Consider the following 17,660-nt stretch of genomic DNA (forward strand, 5'->3'; position numbering starts at 1 on the left):
TGGTTTTTACCTCGCCTGCACCTGCGCCAGCGACCCTTCGGCCAGCACACTCCCCTGATGCAGCACCGTCACATGGTCGGCAATGCTGCCGACGAAGCCCATGTCATGCTCCACCACCATCAGCGAATGCCGGCCCGCCAGCGAGCGGAACAGCTCGGCGGTGAACTCGGTCTCGGCATCGGTCATCCCCGCCACCGGCTCGTCGAGCAGCAGCAGCTTCGGCTCCTGCACCAGCAGCATGCCGATCTCCAGGAACTGCTTCTGCCCGTGGGACAACAACCCCGCCTGGCGCTGGGCCAGGGGCAGCAGCCGCAAGGTGGTCAGCACCTCGTCGATGCGCTGGCGCTGCGCGCCGCTCAAGCGTGCCAGCAGGCTGGCCCACACCGACTTGTCGGCCTTGAGCGCCAGCTCCAGGTTCTCGAACACCGTCAACGCCTCGAACACCGTGGGCTTCTGGAACTTGCGGCCGATGCCGGCCTGGGCGATCTGGCATTCGCTCATGCGGGTCAGGTCGAGGGTGTCGCCGAAAAACGCGGTACCCGAATCGGGGCGGGTCTTGCCGGTGATCACGTCCATCATCGTGGTCTTGCCGGCGCCGTTGGGGCCGATGATGCAGCGCAGTTCACCGACGCCGATGTACAGGTTGAGGTCGTTGAGCGCCTTGAAGCCATCGAAGCTGACGCTGATGCCTTCCAGGCTCAACACCGTGCCGTGGCGGGTGTCCAGCCCGGCCTCGCGACGCCGGCCCAGGCCGATGGCTTCGCGACCGCTGCCGACCTGGTCGAAGATCGGTTCCAGCATGAATTCCGGGTGCACCGGGGGCACGCTTCTCATGGCTGGCTCCTTTTCTTCAGCAGGCCGACCACGCCCTTGGGCAGGTAAAGGGTGACGAGGATGAACAGCGCGCCGAGGAAGAACAGCCAGAACTCGGGGAACGCCACGGTGAACCAGCTCTTCATGCCATTGACCAGGCCGGCGCCGAGCAGCGGCCCGATCAACGTGCCGCGCCCGCCGAGTGCCACCCACACGGCGGCCTCGATGGAGTTGGTCGGTGACATCTCGCTGGGGTTGATGATGCCCACCTGCGGCACGTACAGCGCCCCGGCCAGGCCGCACAGCACGGCGCTGAGCACCCACACCAGCAGCTTGAAGCCGCGTGGGTCGTAGCCGCAGAACATCAGGCGGTTCTCGGCGTCGCGCACGGCAGTGAGCAGGCGCCCGAACTTGCTCTGGGTCAGGCGCCAGCACAGGTACAGGCTGGCCAGCAGCAGACCGACTGTCAGCAGGAACAGCACCGCCCGGGTGCCCTGGGCGGCGATGTCGAAACCGAGGATGGTGCGGAAGCTGGTGAAGCCGTTGTTGCCGCCAAAGCCGGTCTCGTTGCGAAAGAACAGCAGCATCCCGGCAAAGGTCAGGGCCTGGGTCATGATCGAGAAGTACACACCCTTGATCCGCGAGCGGAAGGCGAAGAAGCCGAACACCAGCGCCAGCAGCCCCGGTGCCAGCACGATCAGGCACAGCGCCCAGGCGAAGTGCTGGGTGCCGGCCCAGTACCAGGGCAGCTCGCTCCAAGACAGGAAGGCCATGAAGCCCGGCAGACCATCACCGGCCGCCTGGCGCATCAGGTACATGCCCATGGCATAGCCGCCAACGGCAAAGAACAGGCCGTGGCCCAGCGACAGCAACCCGGCGTAGCCCCACACCAGGTCCAGGGCCAGGGCGACGATGGCGTAGCAAAGAATCTTGCCGACCAGGGTCAGGGTATAGGCCGAGACCTGCAAGGCCTGCCCGTCGGGCAGCAGCGACAGCAGCGGCAGGGCCAGCAGTACCAGGACGACAACGGCGCCGACGGCCAGCGACACCCGGGTGCCGGCCTTGCGCGTAGCAGTGACAATCAATGGCTGGTTCATCAGTCGATTACCCGTCCCTTGAGGGCGAACAGGCCTTGCGGGCGCTTCTGGATGAACAGAATGATCAGCGCAAGGATGAGGATCTTGCCCAGCACCGCACCGATCTGCGGCTCCAGCAGTTTGTTGGCGATGCCCAGCCCGAAGGCCGCCCACAGGCTGCCGGCCAGCTGCCCGGCGCCGCCGAGCACCACCACCAGGAACGAGTCGATGATGTAGCTCTGGCCCAGGTCCGGGCCGACGTTGCCGACCTGGCTCAGGGCCACGCCGCCGAGCCCGGCGATGCCCGAGCCGAGGCCGAAGGCGAGCATGTCCACGCGCCCGGTGGACACCCCGCAGCAGGCTGCCATGTTGCGGTTCTGGGTGACCGCGCGCACGTTCAGGCCCAGCCGTGTGCGGTTGAGCAGCAGCCAGGTGAGCAGCACCACGGCGAGGGCGAAGCCGATGATCACCAGGCGGTTGTACGGCAGCACCAGGTTGGGCAGCACCTGGACGCCGCCGGACAGCCAGGCCGGGTTGCTCACCTCGACGTTTTGCGCGCCGAAGAGCAGGCGCACGGCCTGGATCAGGATCAGGCTGATGCCCCAGGTGGCCAACAGGGTTTCCAACGGGCGGCCATACAGGTGGCGGATCACCGTGCGCTCCAGGGCCATGCCGACCCCTGCGCTGACGGCGAATGCCACCGGCAGGGCGATCAACGGGTAGAACTCGATGGCACTCGGAGCGTAGCGCTGCAGCAGCACCTGAACCATGTAGGTGCTGTAGGCGCCGAGCATCAGCATCTCGCCGTGAGCCATGTTGATCACCCCGAGCAGGCCGAAGGTGATCGCCAGGCCCAGCGCGGCCAGCAGCAGGATCGAACCCAGCGACAGGCCACTGAAGGCCTGGCCGAGCAGCTCGCCGACCAGCAGCTTGCGCTGTACCTGGGCCAGGCTGGTTTCGGCTGCGGTGCGCACGGCGGCGTCGGGTTCGGCGCCGGGTTGTAGTAGCGCTTCGAGGCGGGTGCGGGCCAGCGGGTCGCCGGTTTCGCCGAGCAGGCGCACGGCGGCCAGGCGTACCGCGGGCTCGTTGGCGCCCAGTTGCAGGTTGGCCAGGGCCAGGCCGAGGGCAGCGTGCACGGCGGCGTCGGGTTCGCTGGCGAAGCGCCGGTCGAGGAAGGCCATTTGCGCGGGTTGCGCGCTTTTTTGCAGTTGCTGGGCGGCGGCCAGGCGCACGTTGGTCTGGTCGCTGAGTAACTGATGGCTGGCCAGGGCGTTGTCGATCAGGCCGCGCAGGCGGTTGTTCAGGCGCAGTTTGCGCGTGTCGTTTTCGGCGATGCGGCCCTGGCGCAGGTTGTCCAGTAGCGGCAGGCGTGCGGCGTCGGGTTGCGCGGCCCAAGTTTCGAGCAGGCGCGCCTGTTCGGCGGGCTTGGCGCTGAGGAAGAATTCGCCCTCGCTGGCTTGGGTGGCCAGGGGCAGTAGCAGCAGTAATGTCAGCAGGAGTCTGAGCATGCGAGGCGTCCTGGAAAATCGGCAGTGGATTCATCGCGGGGCAAGCCCGCTCCCACGCCGATCTCGTCAGATGATGGGGGCGGCGTGGGAGCGGGCTTGCCCCGCGATAGCGTCAGTTGCCCTTCACCGCATAATCCGGCCGCTTGTCATTCCCCGGAATGAACGGGCTCCAAGGCTGCGCCCGCAGCGGCTGCTCGGTTTCCCACACCACACTGAACTGCCCGTCATCCTGGATCTCGCCGATCATCACCGGCTTGTGCAGGTGGTGGTTGGTCTTGTCCATGGTCAGGGTGAAGCCCGACGGTGCCTTGAAGCTCTGCCCGGCTAATGCTTCACGCACTTTGTCGACGTCTGTGGACTTGGCTTTCTCGGCGGCCTGCGCCCACATGTGGATGCCCACGTAGGTGGCTTCCATCGGGTCGTTGGTCACCGCCTTGTCAGCGCCTGGCAGGCCCTTGGCCTTGGCGTAGGCCTTCCAGTCGGCGACGAACTTCTGGTTCACCGGGTTATCCACCGACTCGAAGTAGTTCCACGCGGCCAGGTGCCCCACCAACGGTTTGGTGTCGATGCCGCGCAGCTCTTCTTCGCCCACCGAGAAGGCCACCACCGGTACGTCGGTGGCCTTCAGGCCCTGGTTGGCCAGTTCTTTGTAGAACGGTACGTTGGAGTCGCCGTTGACCGTGGAAATCACTGCCGTCTTGCCGCCGGCGGAGAACTTCTTGATGTTGGCAACGATGGTCTGGTAATCGGCGTGGCCGAACGGCGTGTACACCTCTTCGATGTCCTTGTCGGCCACGCCTTTGCTGTGCAGGAAAGCGCGCAGGATCTTGTTGGTGGTGCGCGGGTAGACGTAGTCGGTGCCCAGCAGGAAGAAGCGCTTGGCGCTGCCGCCGTCTTCGCTCATCAGGTATTCCACCGCCGGGATCGCCTGCTGGTTGGGCGCCGCACCGGTGTAGAACACGTTCGGCGACATCTCTTCACCCTCGTACTGCACCGGGTAGAACAGCAGGCCGTTGAGCTCTTCGAACACTGGCAGCACCGACTTGCGCGACACCGAGGTCCAGCAGCCGAACACCACCGCGACCTTGTCCTGGGTCAGCAGCTGGCGGCTCTTTTCAGCGAACAGCGGCCAGTTGGACGCCGGGTCGACCACCACCGGTTCGAGCATCTTGCCGTTCACGCCACCCTTGGCGTTGATCTCGTCGATGGTCATCAGCGCCATGTCCTTGAGCGAAGTCTCGGAAATGGCCATGGTCCCGGACAGCGAATGCAGGATGCCGACCTTGATGGTCTCGGCGGCCTGGATGCTCCAGCTCAGGCCCATCGCGGCGACCGATGCGCTGAGGGTGAAGGCCTTGATCAGACTGCGTCGCTTCATGTGCTCACTCCGATGTGATGGTGGGGGTTGGCCAGGTCGGAGATTGCAAAGGCTGTGCCGGGCGTTGGAAGGTGCGTGATAGAGCGGCTGTGCGACGAATCGGGGCGCGGGGAGGGGCCAGGATGGTGCTTGCTGCACAGGCCTGCACAGGATTGGGGCCGGGGGCGATGAACACTTTTGACACATAAGCGGTACTTGAGTACCGTGCCGCACCGCAGTAGTTTCTGCGGTTCGGGATTGGCGTCCCGGATACAGAGAGCGGGCACTTTCAAAAGTGTCCTGCATGGCTGCACCCGTTATGGGCGGAGCCGTGTGTGGGAGCCTTCGGGCTCACCGGCTCTCTCTGTCCGGCACGCCAACCCGCACGGCTCCGTCCACCCATATTGGCGTGTGGGTGCGGAGCGTCATTACGGAGAGCCGCAAGGAGATGCACCATGCTCAAGAAGATCGTTCCAGATCCACCGTTCGTATTTATCGAGATCGCCACCTTTCATCGAGAGGTGCAGCCATGAACCAGGAATCGCTGGTCAACCTCACCCCGCGCAAATCACGTCCGGTCACCGCCAGTTCCCACTTTGGCACCTGCAATCACGCCCACGCGCCGATGCTCTCGGTACAGGCCGGGGTCGATAGCGAGGATGCGCTGGTGTGCGCCGTGGCGGCGTTGAAGGCGGCCTATGAGACCAATGCCGCGGCATTGGAGAAGGCCGCAGATCCGTTGCGCAGTTTGCTGACGGCGACGGAGAACTCGCTGGAGAAAGGCCTGGCGCTGGCCGAAGCCGTGCTTGAAGGGTTGGAGCAAGGCTAGCGGGCCTCATCGCGGGGCAAGCCCGCTCCCACGCCGACCTCACACGGCAGGCGTGGGAGCGGGCTTGCCCCGCGATGGGTTCAGGATCAGTTGTTCGACGCCCCACGCACGGCGGTACGCGGCTGACGCCTGCTACGCACAAACTGATAGGTCACCGCCAGGATGACGAACCAGATAGGTGTCACCACCAGCGCCGAGCGGGTGTCGGCCTCCAGGCTCAGCAGCACCAGGATGCCGGCGAAGAACACCAGACACACGTAGCACATGAAGCGCCCGCCGGGCATCTTGTAGGTGGATTGCTCATGCAGCGCCGCGCGCTGTTTGCGGTAGCTCAGGTACGACAGCAGGATCAGCGTCCAGACGAACATGAACAGCACCGCCGACACCGTCGTCACCAGGGTGAAGGCTTCGATCACATTGGGTACCAGGTAGATCAGCACCGCGCCCAGCAGCAGGCAGGTGCAGGAGAAGTACAGGCCGTTGGCCGGCACCGCGCGGCGCGAGAGTTTCTCGAACGCCTTGGGCGCATCGCCCTCCTGGGCCAGGCCGAACAGCATGCGGCTGGTGGAGAACACGCCGCTGTTGGCCGACGAGGCCGCCGAGGTCAGTACCACGAAGTTGATGATGCTCGCCGCCGCTGGCAGGCCGGCCAGCACGAACAGCTCGACGAACGGGCTCTTGCCCGGCACCACGTCGCGCCATGGGGTCACGGCCATGATGGCGATCAGCGCCAGCACGTAGAACACGATGATACGGATCGGGATCGAGTTGATCGCCCGCGGCAGGGTGCGCTCGGGGTTCTTCGCTTCGGCGGCGGTGGTGCCCACCAGTTCGATGCCGACGAAGGCGAACACGGCGATCTGGAAGCCGGCGAAGAAGCCCAGCAGGCCGTTGGGGAACATGCCGCCGTCATTCCACAGGTTGGTCAGGGTGGCGGTGTGCCCGCTCGGCGACTGGAAGCCGGTGATGACCATGTACAGGCCGGTGGCGACCAGGCCCATGATGGCGATGATCTTGATCAGGGCGAACCAGAATTCCATTTCGCCGAACATCTTCACCGTCACCAGGTTCAGCGACAGCAGCAGGGCCACGCAGCTCAGCGCCGGTATCCACTGCGGCAGGTCGGGGAACCAGAATTGCGTGTAGGCAGCAATGGCGACCACGTCGGCGATGCCGGTGACCACCCAGCAGAACCAGTAGGTCCAGCCGGTGAAGTAGCCGGCCCAGGGGCCGAGCAGGTCGGCGGAGAAATCGATGAACGACTTGTAGTTGAGGTTCGACAGCAGCAGCTCGCCCATGGCGCGCATGACGAAAAACAGCATGAAGCCGATGATCATGTACACGAAGATGATCGACGGGCCGGCCAGGCTGATGGTTTTGCCCGAGCCCATGAACAGGCCGGTGCCGATGGCGCCGCCAATGGCGATGAGCTGGATGTGGCGGTTGGTCAGGTTGCGTTGCAGGTGCTGCTCTTCGGAGGGTGTCTGGGAGGTCCGGGTCATAGGCTGCATTCCATTGAGGGTCAGTCTTTTTGTGAGCGAAAGCCGAGTAGGCTATCACGTCGCGTTCCAATCGCGGGTGTGGCAGATCGGCACGATCTTGGCGGTACGGCGCGGTGCTCGACATGACTGGAGTCAATGGTTGCATGGGCTGGCCTAATCGCCGGCAAGCCGGCTCCCACAGGGATCGCATCCACCCTTGTGGGAGCCGGCTTGTCGGCGATCAGGCCGGAACAGCCAAGCAAGGCTCAGGCCCGGGCCAAGGCCCGTTGCCGCACCACCAGGCTATCCACCACCCACATCACCACCATGGACAACCCCACCAGCGGGAAGGCGACGCCCAGCAACAGCATCACCCCCACCGCCGTCTTCCAGCGCGGTAGGTCATGGCGCAGCGGCGGCACGCCGAGCCCACCGGCCGGTTTGCGCTTCCACCACATCACCAGCCCGCTTACCGAACCCAGCAGGATCATCAGGCATACCAGCAGGATGACGAGCTGGTTCAACGGCCCGAACATCTTCCCTTCGTGCAGCATCACCCCCAGCTCCGTGGCGCGGGCCACCGGGCTGTAGTCCTGCCAGCGCACGTCGGCCAGTACTTGGCCGGTGTACTGGTCGACATGCAAGGTTGCGTCGTTGCGCGGATCGTCGGCGAACACTGCGATGGTGAACACACCGTCGGCCGTGGTCGGCAGGGTGATGCTGTAGCCCGGTTCGACCTTGCGCAGGGTGGCGACCTCCTCGACCTGCTGCAGGCTCACCTGCGGCGCCGCCGGGGCGTGATCCATCATGTGGTGCCCGGCATGCTCGGCATGGGCGCCGGACACCGGCATCGGCGTGTTCTCCATCGCCCACGGCACGGTCTGGCGGTGGGCGCTGTTGAGGTCGCGCGCTTCTTTATCGGACTTCGGCACGTCGTTCCACATGGCCGCCGGGAAGCGGTTCCACAGGTCGGCGTACTGCTTGCCCCACAGCCCGGCCCAGGTCATGCCGCTGAGCAGCATCAACAGCAGCAGGGCCGAACCCCAGAAGCCGGTAACGGCATGCAGGTCGCGCCACAGCAAGCGGCCGCGCGCGCTGAAACGTGGCCACAGCACGCCCGCGCCGCTGCGCCCGCGTGGCCACCAGAGATAGAGGCCGGACACAACCAGGACAATGCCCCAGCCGGCCGCCAGTTCCACCAGCCGGTCACCGACCGTGCCGACCATCAGTTCGCCATGCAGGGCGCGGGCGATGGCCTGCAGGTTCTGCTTGCCATCCTGCTCGCCCAACACCTTGCCGCTGTACGGGTCGACGAAGACATTCAGTTCGCGACCACCGTCATGCACCACGAACTGCGCGCTGCGCTCGGCGTTGATCGCGGGCAGGTACTGGCCCACCTGCCCCTGGGGATAAGCCTGGCGCACGTTGGCCAGCAGGGTGTCTGCGCTTTGCCGGTGATGGCCGGCCTCGACCACCATCAGTTCGCGATACATCAACGGGTCGAGCTGCGGCTTGAACAGGTAGACGATCCCGGTAAGCGCCAGCAGGATCATGAACGGCGCCACGAACAGGCCGGCATAGAAATGCCAGCGCCACGCAAGGTTGTAGAAGGAAACGTTTGGTTTGCTCATGGGAGCCTCCCGTAGACCTTAAGTGGGCGCGGTCAGGCCCCGCGCCCGTTTGTTGTTGTCAGAAGCTGAAGTCGACCTTGGTCCAGAAGGTCCTGCCTGGCTCGTTGACCGGCTGGGTACTGTTGGCCGGGTAGCCGAACCCGGCGTTCCCGGCCAGGTTCAGGTGCTCGGCGTAGGCCTTGTCGAACAGGTTGTCGACGCCCGCGCTGAGCTTGAGGTTGTTGTTCACCTTGTAGGCACCGTTGAGCGAGAACACGCCGAAGCCGGCACTTTTGTCGTAGTCCTTGCCGACCACGTTGCCCTGGTTCTGGGCGATGCGGTTCTGCTCGGCCACCAGGCGCCACAGGGCGCCGACGCTCCAGGTGTCGCGGCTGTAGGTCAGGCCCAGGCGGCTTTCCAAGGGCGGCATTTGCGGTAGCGCCTTGCCATCACTGCTGTTCTTGCCCCAAGCGTAGGCGAGCGTGGCGTCGGCCTTCCAGTTCTCGGTCAGCTTGTAGGCCGCGCCCAGTTCGCCGCCCATGATGCGGGCGTCGATGTTCTGCGCCTGGGAGGTGAGGTTGCCCATCATGTTGCGTTGGTAGTCGAACAGGATGTAGTCGCGGATCTGGCCAACATAGCCCGATGCCCAGGCTTCCAGACGCTCGTCGCGATACTGGATGCCGAAGTCGAGCTGGGTGGTTTTCTCCGGCTTGATGCCGTCGAAGGCATTCACCGAGCCGGCCGGGGCGCGCTTGGGCGAGAACAGCTCCCAGTAATCGGGGAAGCGCTGGGTGTGGCCGAGGCCGATGTAGGTGGTAGCGGGGATCGCCGCCAGGTCATGCTCGTAGCGCACGAAACCGCTGGGCAGCGTGTCGGCGCGGGTGTCGCCCTCGGTGGCGCTGCCCTTGCGGAAGTCGCGGGCTGAGGCGCGGTCCAGGCGGGCGCCGGTGATCAGACGGTCCTCGCCGGTCGCATACCAGGTGAGCTCGCCGAAGGCGCCGTAGTTGTGGAAGTCGGCATCCTTGGTCCAGGGCTGGCCCTTGTGCGCGTTGACCCCCATGCCGCCACGCTGGCGGTGCTCGTTGGTCTGCGCGTCGATGCCGCTGATCAGTTGCACGTCAGCCCAGCGCCAGGTGGCTTTGATCCGCGCACCCAGGGTGCGGCGGTCGACGTTGCTGACCATGGGCATGCCCATCATGCCGCTGCCCGACGGGGTGCGCAGGGTGTAGTTGTCCATCACGTGGTCGGCGTAGTTGTAGTAGACCTGCGCCTCGACCTTGTCGAGCACCTCGCCGAGGTTGGACTTCTCGAAGCGCAGCCCCAGGCTTTCACGCTTGAACTGCGAACCGTCCATGCCACGCCCGGCGGAGCGGGCCTCGCCGTCGCCCTTGCCGGCGGTCAGCTCGAGCAGGGTGTCGGCGTCCGGGGTCCAGCCGAGGCTGACATCGCCGTTCCACTTGTCCCAGCGCGAAGGCACGGTGTCGCCGTTGCCGTCTTCGAAGTCGTCCGAGTGCGACTGGTTGCCGACGAAGCGCACATAGCCGAGCTGGTTGCCGGCCGCAGCGTCTAGCACTTTGTCGAAGCGGCCGTTGGAGCCGGCCAGCACGCTGCCGTTGACCCGGCTGCCGAGCTCGCCGAATTTCTCCGGGTCACGCTCGAAGAGGATGGTACCGGCCGAACCGCCCGGACCCCAGATCACGCTTTGCGGGCCCTTGATCACGGTGAGGCGGTCGTAGGTTTCCGGGGAGATGTACGAGGTCGGGGCGTCCATGCGGCCTGGGCAGGCGCCGAGCATCATGCCGCCGTTGGTGAGGATGTTCAGGCGCGAGCCGAACATGCCGCGCAGCACCGGGTCGCCGTTGGTGCCGCCAGCGCGGATCACCGAGAAACCGGGGATGGTCTTGAGGTAGTCGCCGCCATCGCTGGCCGGCACGGGCTGGCGCGGGTCCTTGGGGTTGGTGACCACGGTCAGCGGCGAGCTGGGGGCGATGGCGGTGATCACCGTCGGGCTCAGCTCGGCCGTGTCGTGGATGTGGCCTTCATGGCCGGTTTCGACGGCAAAGGCCAGTGGCGCGAGCAGCGAGCCGCACAGTACGGCGATGGTCCCACGCAGAGAAAGGGCAAAAACAGGGGTGCAGCCGGACATAATGATTCCAGTCGATCAGTCATGAGTCAGCGCGAAGCCTCCTGGCTTCGGGCGTTTATCGCGTTGTGTTCAGGCGACGATCGAACGGGGCGGCGCGCGGCTGCGGGCGCCGGGGAATACAGCCTGCCGGGCATGGCCCTGGCGCGTGGCATTGGTGAGGTGGACAGGGGGGATCTGGCTGCCCGCTGTCAGCGGGCTGAGGGTCTGGGGCAGGGCGGGGCAGTTGAACAGCAGGCTGCAGTAGCCGCACTTCTCCCACATGACATGCAGCTGGCCATCGTTGCCGTGGCCATGGTGCTCGTCGTGGGCCATGGGCATGCTCATCGACATGTCCATGGGCATGGCCATGCCGGCGTGGTGCTCCATCGGCATCGACTGGGAAACCAGCGGGCCGATGAAGATCATCCACATGGCGAACAGGCTCAGCCAGCCGCCACCGACGCGCCTGCGATCAGGGCGGGTGCTGCGGGCGGAGCTGTAGCGCGGCAGGCTCATGGCGAGCGCCTGTCAGTCGGTCAGTGCGTGTGTTCGTGCACTGCGGCCTGCTCGGCTGGCGGCTGCTTCTGCACCGCGACGTCGACCGTGACGTCACCGGCTTTCTCGAAGTGCAGGGTCAGCGGGAAGCGCTTGCCGTCGGTGAGCAGGCTGCGGTCCTTGGGCTGCATGATCATCACGTGGTAGGCGCTGGGGGCGAACACCACATCCTTGCCGGCCGGGACCAACACGCTGGGCACATGTTGCATCTTCATGGCGCCGGCGGCGCTCATCACATGCTCGTGCAACTGGGCGTCGTCGGTGACGGGGCTTTTCACCGAAAGCAGGCGGTCATCGGCCTTGCCGTTGTTGTGCACGACAAAGTAGGCGGCGACGTTGGGCGCGTTCGGCGGCAGCTCCAGCGACCAGGGGTGGGCGATGTGCAGGTCGCCGACGCTGTACTCGTGGGCGTTGGCGTAGGCGCCGGGCAGCAGCAGGGCGGCCAGGACGAGGGCTTGCTTGAGCATGGGTGAGTCTCCGGTCTGTTCAGGTTCTGAAGGACAGCGTAGTGAACTCAGACCAACGGAGAGGCACGGGGATTGAGCGCGGGCCAGAGCTGGCGCGGCGTGGGCTGGTAGTCGGCGAGGTGCGGCAGGTGCCCGGCGATCAGAAGCGGCGGGTTGTGCAACTGTGGCGGGTAGCTGGGCAAGGCCAGCAGTGGCGCTGCACCCAGGCAGCACCAGCAGTTCATCATGCTGGCGCTGTCGTCGCTTTGCTGCCCCAGGTCGATCTTGGCCAGGGCCTGGACATCGACCTTGGCCTTGTTGGCCATGCTGGAGCAGAAAGCCCCCCACAGCAGCTGTTCGGCCGGGCCCTTGGGCGCGGCAGAGGACAGCGGCATGGCCAGCAGGTTGAACAGCACTGCAAGGCAGGCTATCCAGGCAATGTGCCGACGTGGGGGCATGGAGAGATCCGGTCAGGAATCGTGATGGCTATTGTACGGCGGAGTATAGGTAAAAAAGCCGGGGTGCGGTGAAGTGCCGCACCTGGGGCTGCACAGCAGCCCCAGGTGATATCAGGCCTTGCCGCGCCCCATCAGGCCGCGCACGGTTTCCTGCAGGTCAGCCGGCAGCACCACGACTTTCGAATTGTCGCTGGCCGCCAGGTTCTCCATCGCGCCAATGTAACGCTCACCTAGCAGGTACATGGCCGGTACGGTCTCGCTACCCACGGCTTCCTTGACCAGGGTAATCGCCCGCGCCGACGCTTCGGCCAGGTTCACCTGGGCCTCGGCATCCAGCTTGGCCGCCTGCAGGCGCGCTTCGGCCTCGAGAATCGCCGCCTGCTTGTTGCCCTCGGCGCGGGTCACGTCGGCTTTACGTTCACGCTCGGCGGCGGCCTGACGCTCCATGGCAGTCTGCATGCTCGGCGACGGCTTGATGTCCTGGATCTCCACCGAGCGCACGGTCACGCCCCAGTCTTCGGTCTGCTCGGACATCGCCTCGCGCAGGCGCGCCTTGATCTGCTCGCGGCTGGACAGCGCCTCGTCCAGGTCCATGGCGCCGACGATGGCGCGCAGCGAGGTCATGGTCAGGCTGGTGACGGCGAACGAGAAGTTTTGCACGCCGTACGAGGCTTTCTGTGGGTCGACCACCTTGGCGAAGCACAGGGCGTTGGCGACGATCACCGCGTTGTCCTTGGTGATGATCTCCTGTTGCTGCACGTCGAGGATGATGTCCTTGGTCGGCAGGCGGTAGGCGACCACGTCCATGTACGGAATGACGATGTTCAGGCCGGGCTTGAGGGTGCTGTGGTAGCGGCCCAGGCGTTCGACGATCCATTCCTCGCCCTGGGGCACGATGCGCACGCCCTTGAACACGGTGATCAGGACGAATACAGCGAGGGTGGCGACGACGATGAGGCTGGTCATGCTTGCGAACTTCCTTTTAGTGCGGATTCAGGCCCGGGTGACCCGGGCGGTGTTGCCTTCGATGGCGGCCAGGCGCACACGCTCGCCGGCGGGGATGTCGCTGTCGGCAACGCAGGTCCATTCCTCGTTGCCGAGGATCGGCTTCTGGAAGCGCACGCGGCCTTTCTGGAACTGCGACACGGCGCTGGTCAGCAGGCCGACTTCGCCGATCACGCTGTCGGCGGTCCAGCGCACGTCCGGCTTCTTGCGCCGGAACACCTTGAACCAGAGGGCGGTGGTGATCGATGAGAGCACCACCCACAGCAGGCCCTGCATATCGAGTTGCAGGCCGGGAGCAAGCAGCGAAATGAACGACACCAGCACGGCACCGATGCCGAACCAGAGAATGAAGAAGGTGGGGAGCACCAGTTCCAGCAGGATCAGGGCCACGCCGAAGACGAGCCAGATCCACCATTGCATTTCCATATGGGTGGAGCCTTCCAGAAGAGGGAAGGTGATTGTAAGGCAGGATCAAGGCACTGGGCCATCTCGCGACGGTCAGCGTGGTGGTGTCACCCAGTCCTCCACACGCAGCCCGGGTACACGCTGGAACTCGCGTAGGTTATTGGTCACCAGGGTGAGGCCACGGGCGCGGGCGTGGCCGGCGATCATTCGGTCATAGGGGCCGATGGGAGTACCGGCCTTGGCCAGTTCCGCTCGCAGTTGCGCGGTATGAGCAGCGCCCTGGATGTCGTAATCGAGTACATCGAGGCGTGCGGCGAATCCCTCGACAATGGCCAGATTACGCGCTGGCGTGGCTGACTTTTCCGCGCCATAGATCAACTCCATCAGGGTTACCGTGCTGATGGCCAGTTGGCCATGATGGCGGTTGAACGCCTCGCGCACCGTCTGTGGTTTGTTCTTGATGGTGAAAATGCAGATGTTGGTGTCGAGCATGTACCTGAGCATCAGAATCCTTCGCGCTCCTGGTCGGCCGGTTGCTCCCTGCTAGCCATGAAGTCCGCACTCACATCGTCACCCTCGAACCAACTGTCCCAGCTTTCGCCGGCGGGCGAGATGATGCGCGAACGCCCGACCGCGACGATGTCCACGCGAGTGACGTCTTCTGGGAGGGCGAGGGCTTTTGGCATGCGGATAGCCTGGCTGCGGTTGCTTTTGAAGACTGCACCTTGCTCCATGATGTGCCTCCTTGAAAGCGCAATTGTATGTCCGGAGTTTAATTCCCATGATGTATATGTCAATGGGATATACGTTCTCGGCTCAGGTGTCGATCAGGCCGAGCGCATCCAGGATCAGCCCAGGATTCTCGAGCTCCCGATCCACATTCGGCAGCATCGGCCGCTTGAGCACCAGCACCGGTACCCCGCGTTCCCGCGCTACCTCCAGCTTCGGTTCGGTGGCGCCACTGCCACTGTTCTTGCTCACCAGCACGTCGATCCGTCGACGTTCGAACAGGGCACGCTCATCGTCGATGAGGAATGGTCCGCGCGCACCGATCACCTCACAGCGTTCATTGTCGGGACACGCTTCGAGGGCGCGCAGGGTCCAGAACTGGTGTGGGGGGATTTCGTCCAGATGTTGCAGGGGTTCGCGGCCAAGGGTGAACAAGGGGCGCTCGAACGGGGCCAGTGCCTCGATCAACCCGGCCCAGTCCTCGACTTCGCGCCAGTCATCGCCGGGCTGCGCCTGCCACGCCGGGCGGCGCAGGGCCCAGCAGGGAATGCCAGCGCTGCGTGCGGCGAGGGCGGCGTTGCGGCTGATCTGCGCGGCATAGGGATGGGTGGCGTCGATCAGCAGGTCGATGCCTTCGGCGCGCAGGTACTCGGCCAGGCCTTCGGCGCCGCCATAGCCGCCGACTCGCACCTGGCAGGTCAGGTCCTGGGGAATACGGCCGATGCCAGCGAGGCTGTAGACATGCTGCGGCCCCAACTGGCGAGCGATGGCCAGGGCCTCGGTGACACCGCCAAGCAGCAGGATCCGCCCGTTCATGCCACGCCCGCCTTGCCGACGATGCCGCCCTGGCGATCGATGGCGAACACTTCGACCTGCACCTGGGCAGGCACCACGCTGCGGGTGAAGAGCAGGGCGTGACGGCAGACCTCGTCGCCCAGGGCGATACCGGCGGCATGGGCCAGGGCCAGCGCTTGCTGGCTGGTGTTGGCGCTGACGATGGCCTGTTGCAGGGTGGTATCGGCGCCAATGGCCGCCGCCCAGCCCGCCAGCTGCGGCAGGTCGATGCTCGAATGGCGGCTGTGCAGGTCCATGTGCCCGGCCGCCAGCTTGCTGATCTTGCCGAAGCCACCGCATAGCGTGAGGCGCGGCACCGGCACCTTGCGCAGGTGCTTGAGCACGGCGCCGACGAAGTCGCCCATCTCGATCAGGGCGATCTCCGGCAGGTTGTAGACCCGGCGCATGGTGTCTTCGCTGGCGTTGCCGGTGCAGGCGGCGATGTGCGTATAGCCGTTGGTGTGAGCGACGTCGATGCCCTGGTGGATCGAGGCGATGTAGGCCGAGCAGGAAAACGGCCGGACGATGCCGCTGGTACCGAGGATCGACAGCCCGCCGAGGATGCCCAGGCGCGGGTTCATGGTCTTCAGCGCCAGCGACTCGCCGTCCTGGACATTGACCGTGACTTCGAAACCGCCGCCATAGCCGCATTCGCTGGCCAACTGTTGCAGGTGGTGGCCGATCATCCTGCGCGGTACCGGGTTGATCGCCGGCTCGCCGACGCCCAGCACCAGGCCCGGGCGGGTCACGGTCCCCACGCCTTGCCCGGCGACAAAGCGAATGCCGGGCTCGGCCAGCAGGCGCACCTGGCTGTAGAGCAGGGCGCCATGGGTGACATCGGGGTCGTCGCCGGCATCTTTCAGGGTGCCGGCTTCGGCGGTCTCGCCGTTGAGATGGCAGAACTCCAGGCGCATCTCCACCACCTTGCCCTTGGGCAGGGTGATGTGCACCGCGTCGTTGTGCTGCCCGGTCAGCAGCAGGCGCGCCGCCGCCAGGCTGGTGGCGGTGGCGCAGCTGCCGGTGGTCAGGCCGCTGCGCAGGGGCGCGGGCTGTTCGCGGGTTTCTTCACGCATCGACGGGTTTCACCACGTCGAGCAAAGTGATCGGCAGGGCCTGGCGCCAGGTGTCGAAACTGCCCAGCGGCTGGGTGTGGGCGATATGGATACGGGTCAGCTCGCCGCCATGCTGGTCGCGAAATTGCCCCAGGGCGACCTCGCTTTGCAGCGTGACAGCGTTGGCAACCAGGCGTCCGCCCGGCAGCAGGCGCTCCCAGCACAGGTCGAGCACGCCTTCGCGGGTGACGCCGCCGCCGATGAAGATCGCGTCCGGGCGTTCCAGCCCGGCCAATGCTTCGGGTGCTTTGCCGCGGATCAATTGCAGGCCGGGCACGCCGAGGGTGTCGCGGTTGTGTTCGATGTAGCCCTGGCGGCCTTCGTCCGCCTCGATCGCAAGGGTGCGGCAGCTGGGGTGGGCGCGCATCCATTCGATGCCGATGGAGCCGCAACCGGCGCCTACGTCCCACAGCAGTTCGCCTGGTTGCGGTGCCAGGCGGGCCAGGGTAATCGCTCGCACGTCGCGCTTGGTCAGCTGGCCGTCGTGACGGAAGGCGCTGTCAGGCAGGCCGGCCACGCGAGGCAGGCGTGGGGTATCAGGCGAGGCCTGGCATTCGATGGCGACCAGGTTGAGCGGGGCGATGCCGTTATGTGGCCAATCGTCGGCGGTGCCGCTCAGCGTTCGTTCCTGTGGGCCGCCGAGGTGTTCGAGCACCTGGAGACGGCTGGGGCCGAAGCCACGTTCGCGCAGCTGCGCGGCAATGGCCGCCGGGCTGCCTTCGTCGTTGCTCAGCACCAGCAGGCGCATGCCGCTGTACAGGTGGGCATTGAGCGCCGCCAGCGGGCGGGCGACCACCGAGACCACCTGCACGTCCTGCAGCGGCCAGCCCAGGCGGGCGGCGGCCAGGGCGCAGGAGGAGGGCATCGGCAGCACTTGCAGTTCCTCGGCGGGCAGCTGGCGCGCCAGGCTGGCGCCGACGCCGTAAAACATCGGGTCGCCGCTGGCCAATACGCATACCGGCTCACCGCGCAGGGCCAGGATCGGGGCCAGGGAGAAGGGGCTGGGCCAGTGCAGTTGCTCGGCGGTCACACAGCGGGGCAACAGGGCCAGCTGGCGCGGGGCACCGATGATGCGCGTGGCCGCTAGCAGGGCGCGCCGGGCCTGTTTGCCCAGGCCGCTGAAGCCGTCTTCGCCGATGCCTATTACTGTCAGCCAGGGGGCCATCTGTTCCTCATACCGTTCATTGATCGCGGGGCGTTCGACCACCGGTTTTTCATGCCGCCGGACAAAGCAGGCATAATACCGCGCCTTCTACACTGAAGCGCACTTTCACGATTGCCGGATGCCCCCTTGACGCCGCCCCTGCCCCCCGAAGT

18 protein-coding genes are annotated in these 17,660 nt (G+C 65.7%); 1 reads left to right on the forward strand and 17 read right to left on the reverse strand.

What is annotated here, in order from left to right; translation table 11 throughout:
- Window positions 1–6: 6 nt before the first annotated feature.
- The 4 genes from urtD to urtA form a co-directional block, all read right to left on the reverse strand.
- Window positions 7–834, reverse strand: a complete 828-nt coding sequence (gene urtD, locus AC3WL2_RS20460; RefSeq protein ID WP_102683968.1) for an urea ABC transporter ATP-binding protein UrtD — start codon at window positions 832–834, stop codon at window positions 7–9.
- Complete coding sequence (gene urtC, locus AC3WL2_RS20465; RefSeq protein ID WP_102683969.1) at window positions 831–1,910, reverse strand: urea ABC transporter permease subunit UrtC; 1,080 nt, start codon at window positions 1,908–1,910, stop codon at window positions 831–833. The genes urtD and urtC overlap by 4 nt, the downstream gene beginning before the upstream one ends.
- A complete protein-coding gene (gene urtB / locus AC3WL2_RS20470; RefSeq protein WP_102683970.1) occupies window positions 1,910–3,397 on the reverse strand; it encodes an urea ABC transporter permease subunit UrtB in 1,488 nt (495 codons plus the stop codon). The genes urtC and urtB overlap by 1 nt, the downstream gene beginning before the upstream one ends.
- Before the next feature lie 112 nt (window positions 3,398–3,509).
- A complete protein-coding gene (gene urtA, locus AC3WL2_RS20475; RefSeq protein ID WP_102683971.1) occupies window positions 3,510–4,775 on the reverse strand; it encodes an urea ABC transporter substrate-binding protein in 1,266 nt (421 codons plus the stop codon).
- Between the two features lie 508 nt (window positions 4,776–5,283).
- Between urtA and AC3WL2_RS20480 the strand changes: the two genes are divergently transcribed.
- A complete protein-coding gene (locus AC3WL2_RS20480; protein WP_102683972.1) occupies window positions 5,284–5,583 on the forward strand; it encodes a hypothetical protein in 300 nt (99 codons plus the stop codon).
- Window positions 5,584–5,669: 86 nt separating this feature from the next.
- On the opposite strand, the gene cycA is transcribed toward AC3WL2_RS20480, so the two are convergent.
- From cycA to cbiE, 13 genes are all read right to left on the reverse strand, one after another.
- Window positions 5,670–7,085, reverse strand: coding sequence for a D-serine/D-alanine/glycine transporter (gene cycA, locus AC3WL2_RS20485; protein ID WP_094012234.1), 1,416 nt, complete (start codon window positions 7,083–7,085; stop codon window positions 5,670–5,672).
- 245 nt (window positions 7,086–7,330) lie between these two features.
- Window positions 7,331–8,695 carry a PepSY-associated TM helix domain-containing protein gene (locus tag AC3WL2_RS20490; protein ID WP_102683973.1) on the reverse strand — a complete coding sequence of 455 codons (1,365 nt, stop codon included), beginning with the start codon at window positions 8,693–8,695 and terminating at the stop codon, window positions 7,331–7,333.
- 58 nt (window positions 8,696–8,753) lie between these two features.
- Window positions 8,754–10,820, reverse strand: coding sequence for a TonB-dependent copper receptor (locus AC3WL2_RS20495; RefSeq protein WP_102683974.1), 2,067 nt, complete (start codon window positions 10,818–10,820; stop codon window positions 8,754–8,756).
- 69 nt (window positions 10,821–10,889) lie between these two features.
- Window positions 10,890–11,315, reverse strand: a complete 426-nt coding sequence (locus AC3WL2_RS20500) for a DUF2946 domain-containing protein (protein WP_102683975.1) — start codon at window positions 11,313–11,315, stop codon at window positions 10,890–10,892.
- A 20-nt stretch (window positions 11,316–11,335) separates the two neighbouring features.
- The gene (locus AC3WL2_RS20505; RefSeq protein WP_102683976.1) at window positions 11,336–11,821 is read right to left on the reverse strand and encodes a copper chaperone PCu(A)C; all 486 of its coding nucleotides are present in this window, start codon (window positions 11,819–11,821) and stop codon (window positions 11,336–11,338) included.
- Window positions 11,822–11,868: 47 nt separating this feature from the next.
- Window positions 11,869–12,258, reverse strand: coding sequence for a DUF2946 domain-containing protein (locus AC3WL2_RS20510; protein ID WP_031315367.1), 390 nt, complete (start codon window positions 12,256–12,258; stop codon window positions 11,869–11,871).
- 111 nt (window positions 12,259–12,369) lie between these two features.
- Entirely contained in the window at window positions 12,370–13,224 is an 855-nt protein-coding gene (locus tag AC3WL2_RS20515; RefSeq protein WP_023631114.1) for an SPFH domain-containing protein, read from the reverse strand.
- Between the two features lie 27 nt (window positions 13,225–13,251).
- The gene (locus tag AC3WL2_RS20520; RefSeq protein ID WP_102683977.1) at window positions 13,252–13,689 is read right to left on the reverse strand and encodes an NfeD family protein; all 438 of its coding nucleotides are present in this window, start codon (window positions 13,687–13,689) and stop codon (window positions 13,252–13,254) included.
- A 72-nt stretch (window positions 13,690–13,761) separates the two neighbouring features.
- Window positions 13,762–14,172 (reverse strand): type II toxin-antitoxin system tRNA(fMet)-specific endonuclease VapC, encoded by a 411-nt coding sequence (gene vapC / locus AC3WL2_RS20525; RefSeq protein WP_102683978.1) that lies wholly within the window; start codon window positions 14,170–14,172, stop codon window positions 13,762–13,764.
- Window positions 14,172–14,402: a type II toxin-antitoxin system VapB family antitoxin gene (vapB, locus tag AC3WL2_RS20530; RefSeq protein WP_011535889.1), complete on the reverse strand. Its 231-nt coding sequence runs from the start codon at window positions 14,400–14,402 to the stop codon at window positions 14,172–14,174. Before vapB ends, vapC begins: the two co-directional genes overlap by 1 nt.
- Before the next feature lie 82 nt (window positions 14,403–14,484).
- The gene (locus AC3WL2_RS20535; protein ID WP_102683979.1) at window positions 14,485–15,213 is read right to left on the reverse strand and encodes a cobalt-precorrin-6A reductase; all 729 of its coding nucleotides are present in this window, start codon (window positions 15,211–15,213) and stop codon (window positions 14,485–14,487) included.
- A complete protein-coding gene (locus AC3WL2_RS20540) occupies window positions 15,210–16,304 on the reverse strand; it encodes a cobalt-precorrin-5B (C(1))-methyltransferase (protein WP_102683980.1) in 1,095 nt (364 codons plus the stop codon). The genes AC3WL2_RS20535 and AC3WL2_RS20540 overlap by 4 nt, the downstream gene beginning before the upstream one ends.
- Window positions 16,297–17,508 carry a precorrin-6y C5,15-methyltransferase (decarboxylating) subunit CbiE gene (gene cbiE, locus AC3WL2_RS20545; protein WP_102683981.1) on the reverse strand — a complete coding sequence of 404 codons (1,212 nt, stop codon included), beginning with the start codon at window positions 17,506–17,508 and terminating at the stop codon, window positions 16,297–16,299. Before cbiE ends, AC3WL2_RS20540 begins: the two co-directional genes overlap by 8 nt.
- Between the last annotated feature and the right edge of the window lie 152 nt (window positions 17,509–17,660).

It is taken from the genome of Pseudomonas sp. FW305-96, assembly GCF_058783825.1.

Bases quoted from the DNA above. Each gene is read 5' to 3' on its own strand.
- AC3WL2_RS20495 (WP_102683974.1), bottom strand. From the start codon at position 10,820: ATGTCCGGCTGCACCCCTGTTTTTGCCCTTTCTCTGCGTGGGACCATC.
- cycA (WP_094012234.1), bottom strand. From the start codon at position 7,085: ATGACCCGGACCTCCCAGACACCCTCCGAAGAGCAGCACCTGCAACGC.
- AC3WL2_RS20520 (WP_102683977.1), bottom strand. From the start codon at position 13,689: ATGGAAATGCAATGGTGGATCTGGCTCGTCTTCGGCGTGGCCCTGATC.
- vapC (WP_102683978.1), bottom strand. From the start codon at position 14,172: ATGCTCAGGTACATGCTCGACACCAACATCTGCATTTTCACCATCAAG.
- urtD (WP_102683968.1), bottom strand. From the start codon at position 834: ATGAGAAGCGTGCCCCCGGTGCACCCGGAATTCATGCTGGAACCGATC.
- urtA (WP_102683971.1), bottom strand. From the start codon at position 4,775: ATGAAGCGACGCAGTCTGATCAAGGCCTTCACCCTCAGCGCATCGGTC.
- cbiE (WP_102683981.1), bottom strand. From the start codon at position 17,508: ATGGCCCCCTGGCTGACAGTAATAGGCATCGGCGAAGACGGCTTCAGC.
- AC3WL2_RS20480 (WP_102683972.1), top strand. From the start codon at position 5,284: ATGAACCAGGAATCGCTGGTCAACCTCACCCCGCGCAAATCACGTCCG.
- AC3WL2_RS20510 (WP_031315367.1), bottom strand. From the start codon at position 12,258: ATGCCCCCACGTCGGCACATTGCCTGGATAGCCTGCCTTGCAGTGCTG.
- urtC (WP_102683969.1), bottom strand. From the start codon at position 1,910: ATGAACCAGCCATTGATTGTCACTGCTACGCGCAAGGCCGGCACCCGG.
- AC3WL2_RS20500 (WP_102683975.1), bottom strand. From the start codon at position 11,315: ATGAGCCTGCCGCGCTACAGCTCCGCCCGCAGCACCCGCCCTGATCGC.
- AC3WL2_RS20490 (WP_102683973.1), bottom strand. From the start codon at position 8,695: ATGAGCAAACCAAACGTTTCCTTCTACAACCTTGCGTGGCGCTGGCAT.
- AC3WL2_RS20535 (WP_102683979.1), bottom strand. From the start codon at position 15,213: ATGAACGGGCGGATCCTGCTGCTTGGCGGTGTCACCGAGGCCCTGGCC.
- AC3WL2_RS20505 (WP_102683976.1), bottom strand. From the start codon at position 11,821: ATGCTCAAGCAAGCCCTCGTCCTGGCCGCCCTGCTGCTGCCCGGCGCC.
- urtB (WP_102683970.1), bottom strand. From the start codon at position 3,397: ATGCTCAGACTCCTGCTGACATTACTGCTGCTACTGCCCCTGGCCACC.
- AC3WL2_RS20540 (WP_102683980.1), bottom strand. From the start codon at position 16,304: ATGCGTGAAGAAACCCGCGAACAGCCCGCGCCCCTGCGCAGCGGCCTG.
- AC3WL2_RS20515 (WP_023631114.1), bottom strand. From the start codon at position 13,224: ATGACCAGCCTCATCGTCGTCGCCACCCTCGCTGTATTCGTCCTGATC.
- vapB (WP_011535889.1), bottom strand. From the start codon at position 14,402: ATGGAGCAAGGTGCAGTCTTCAAAAGCAACCGCAGCCAGGCTATCCGC.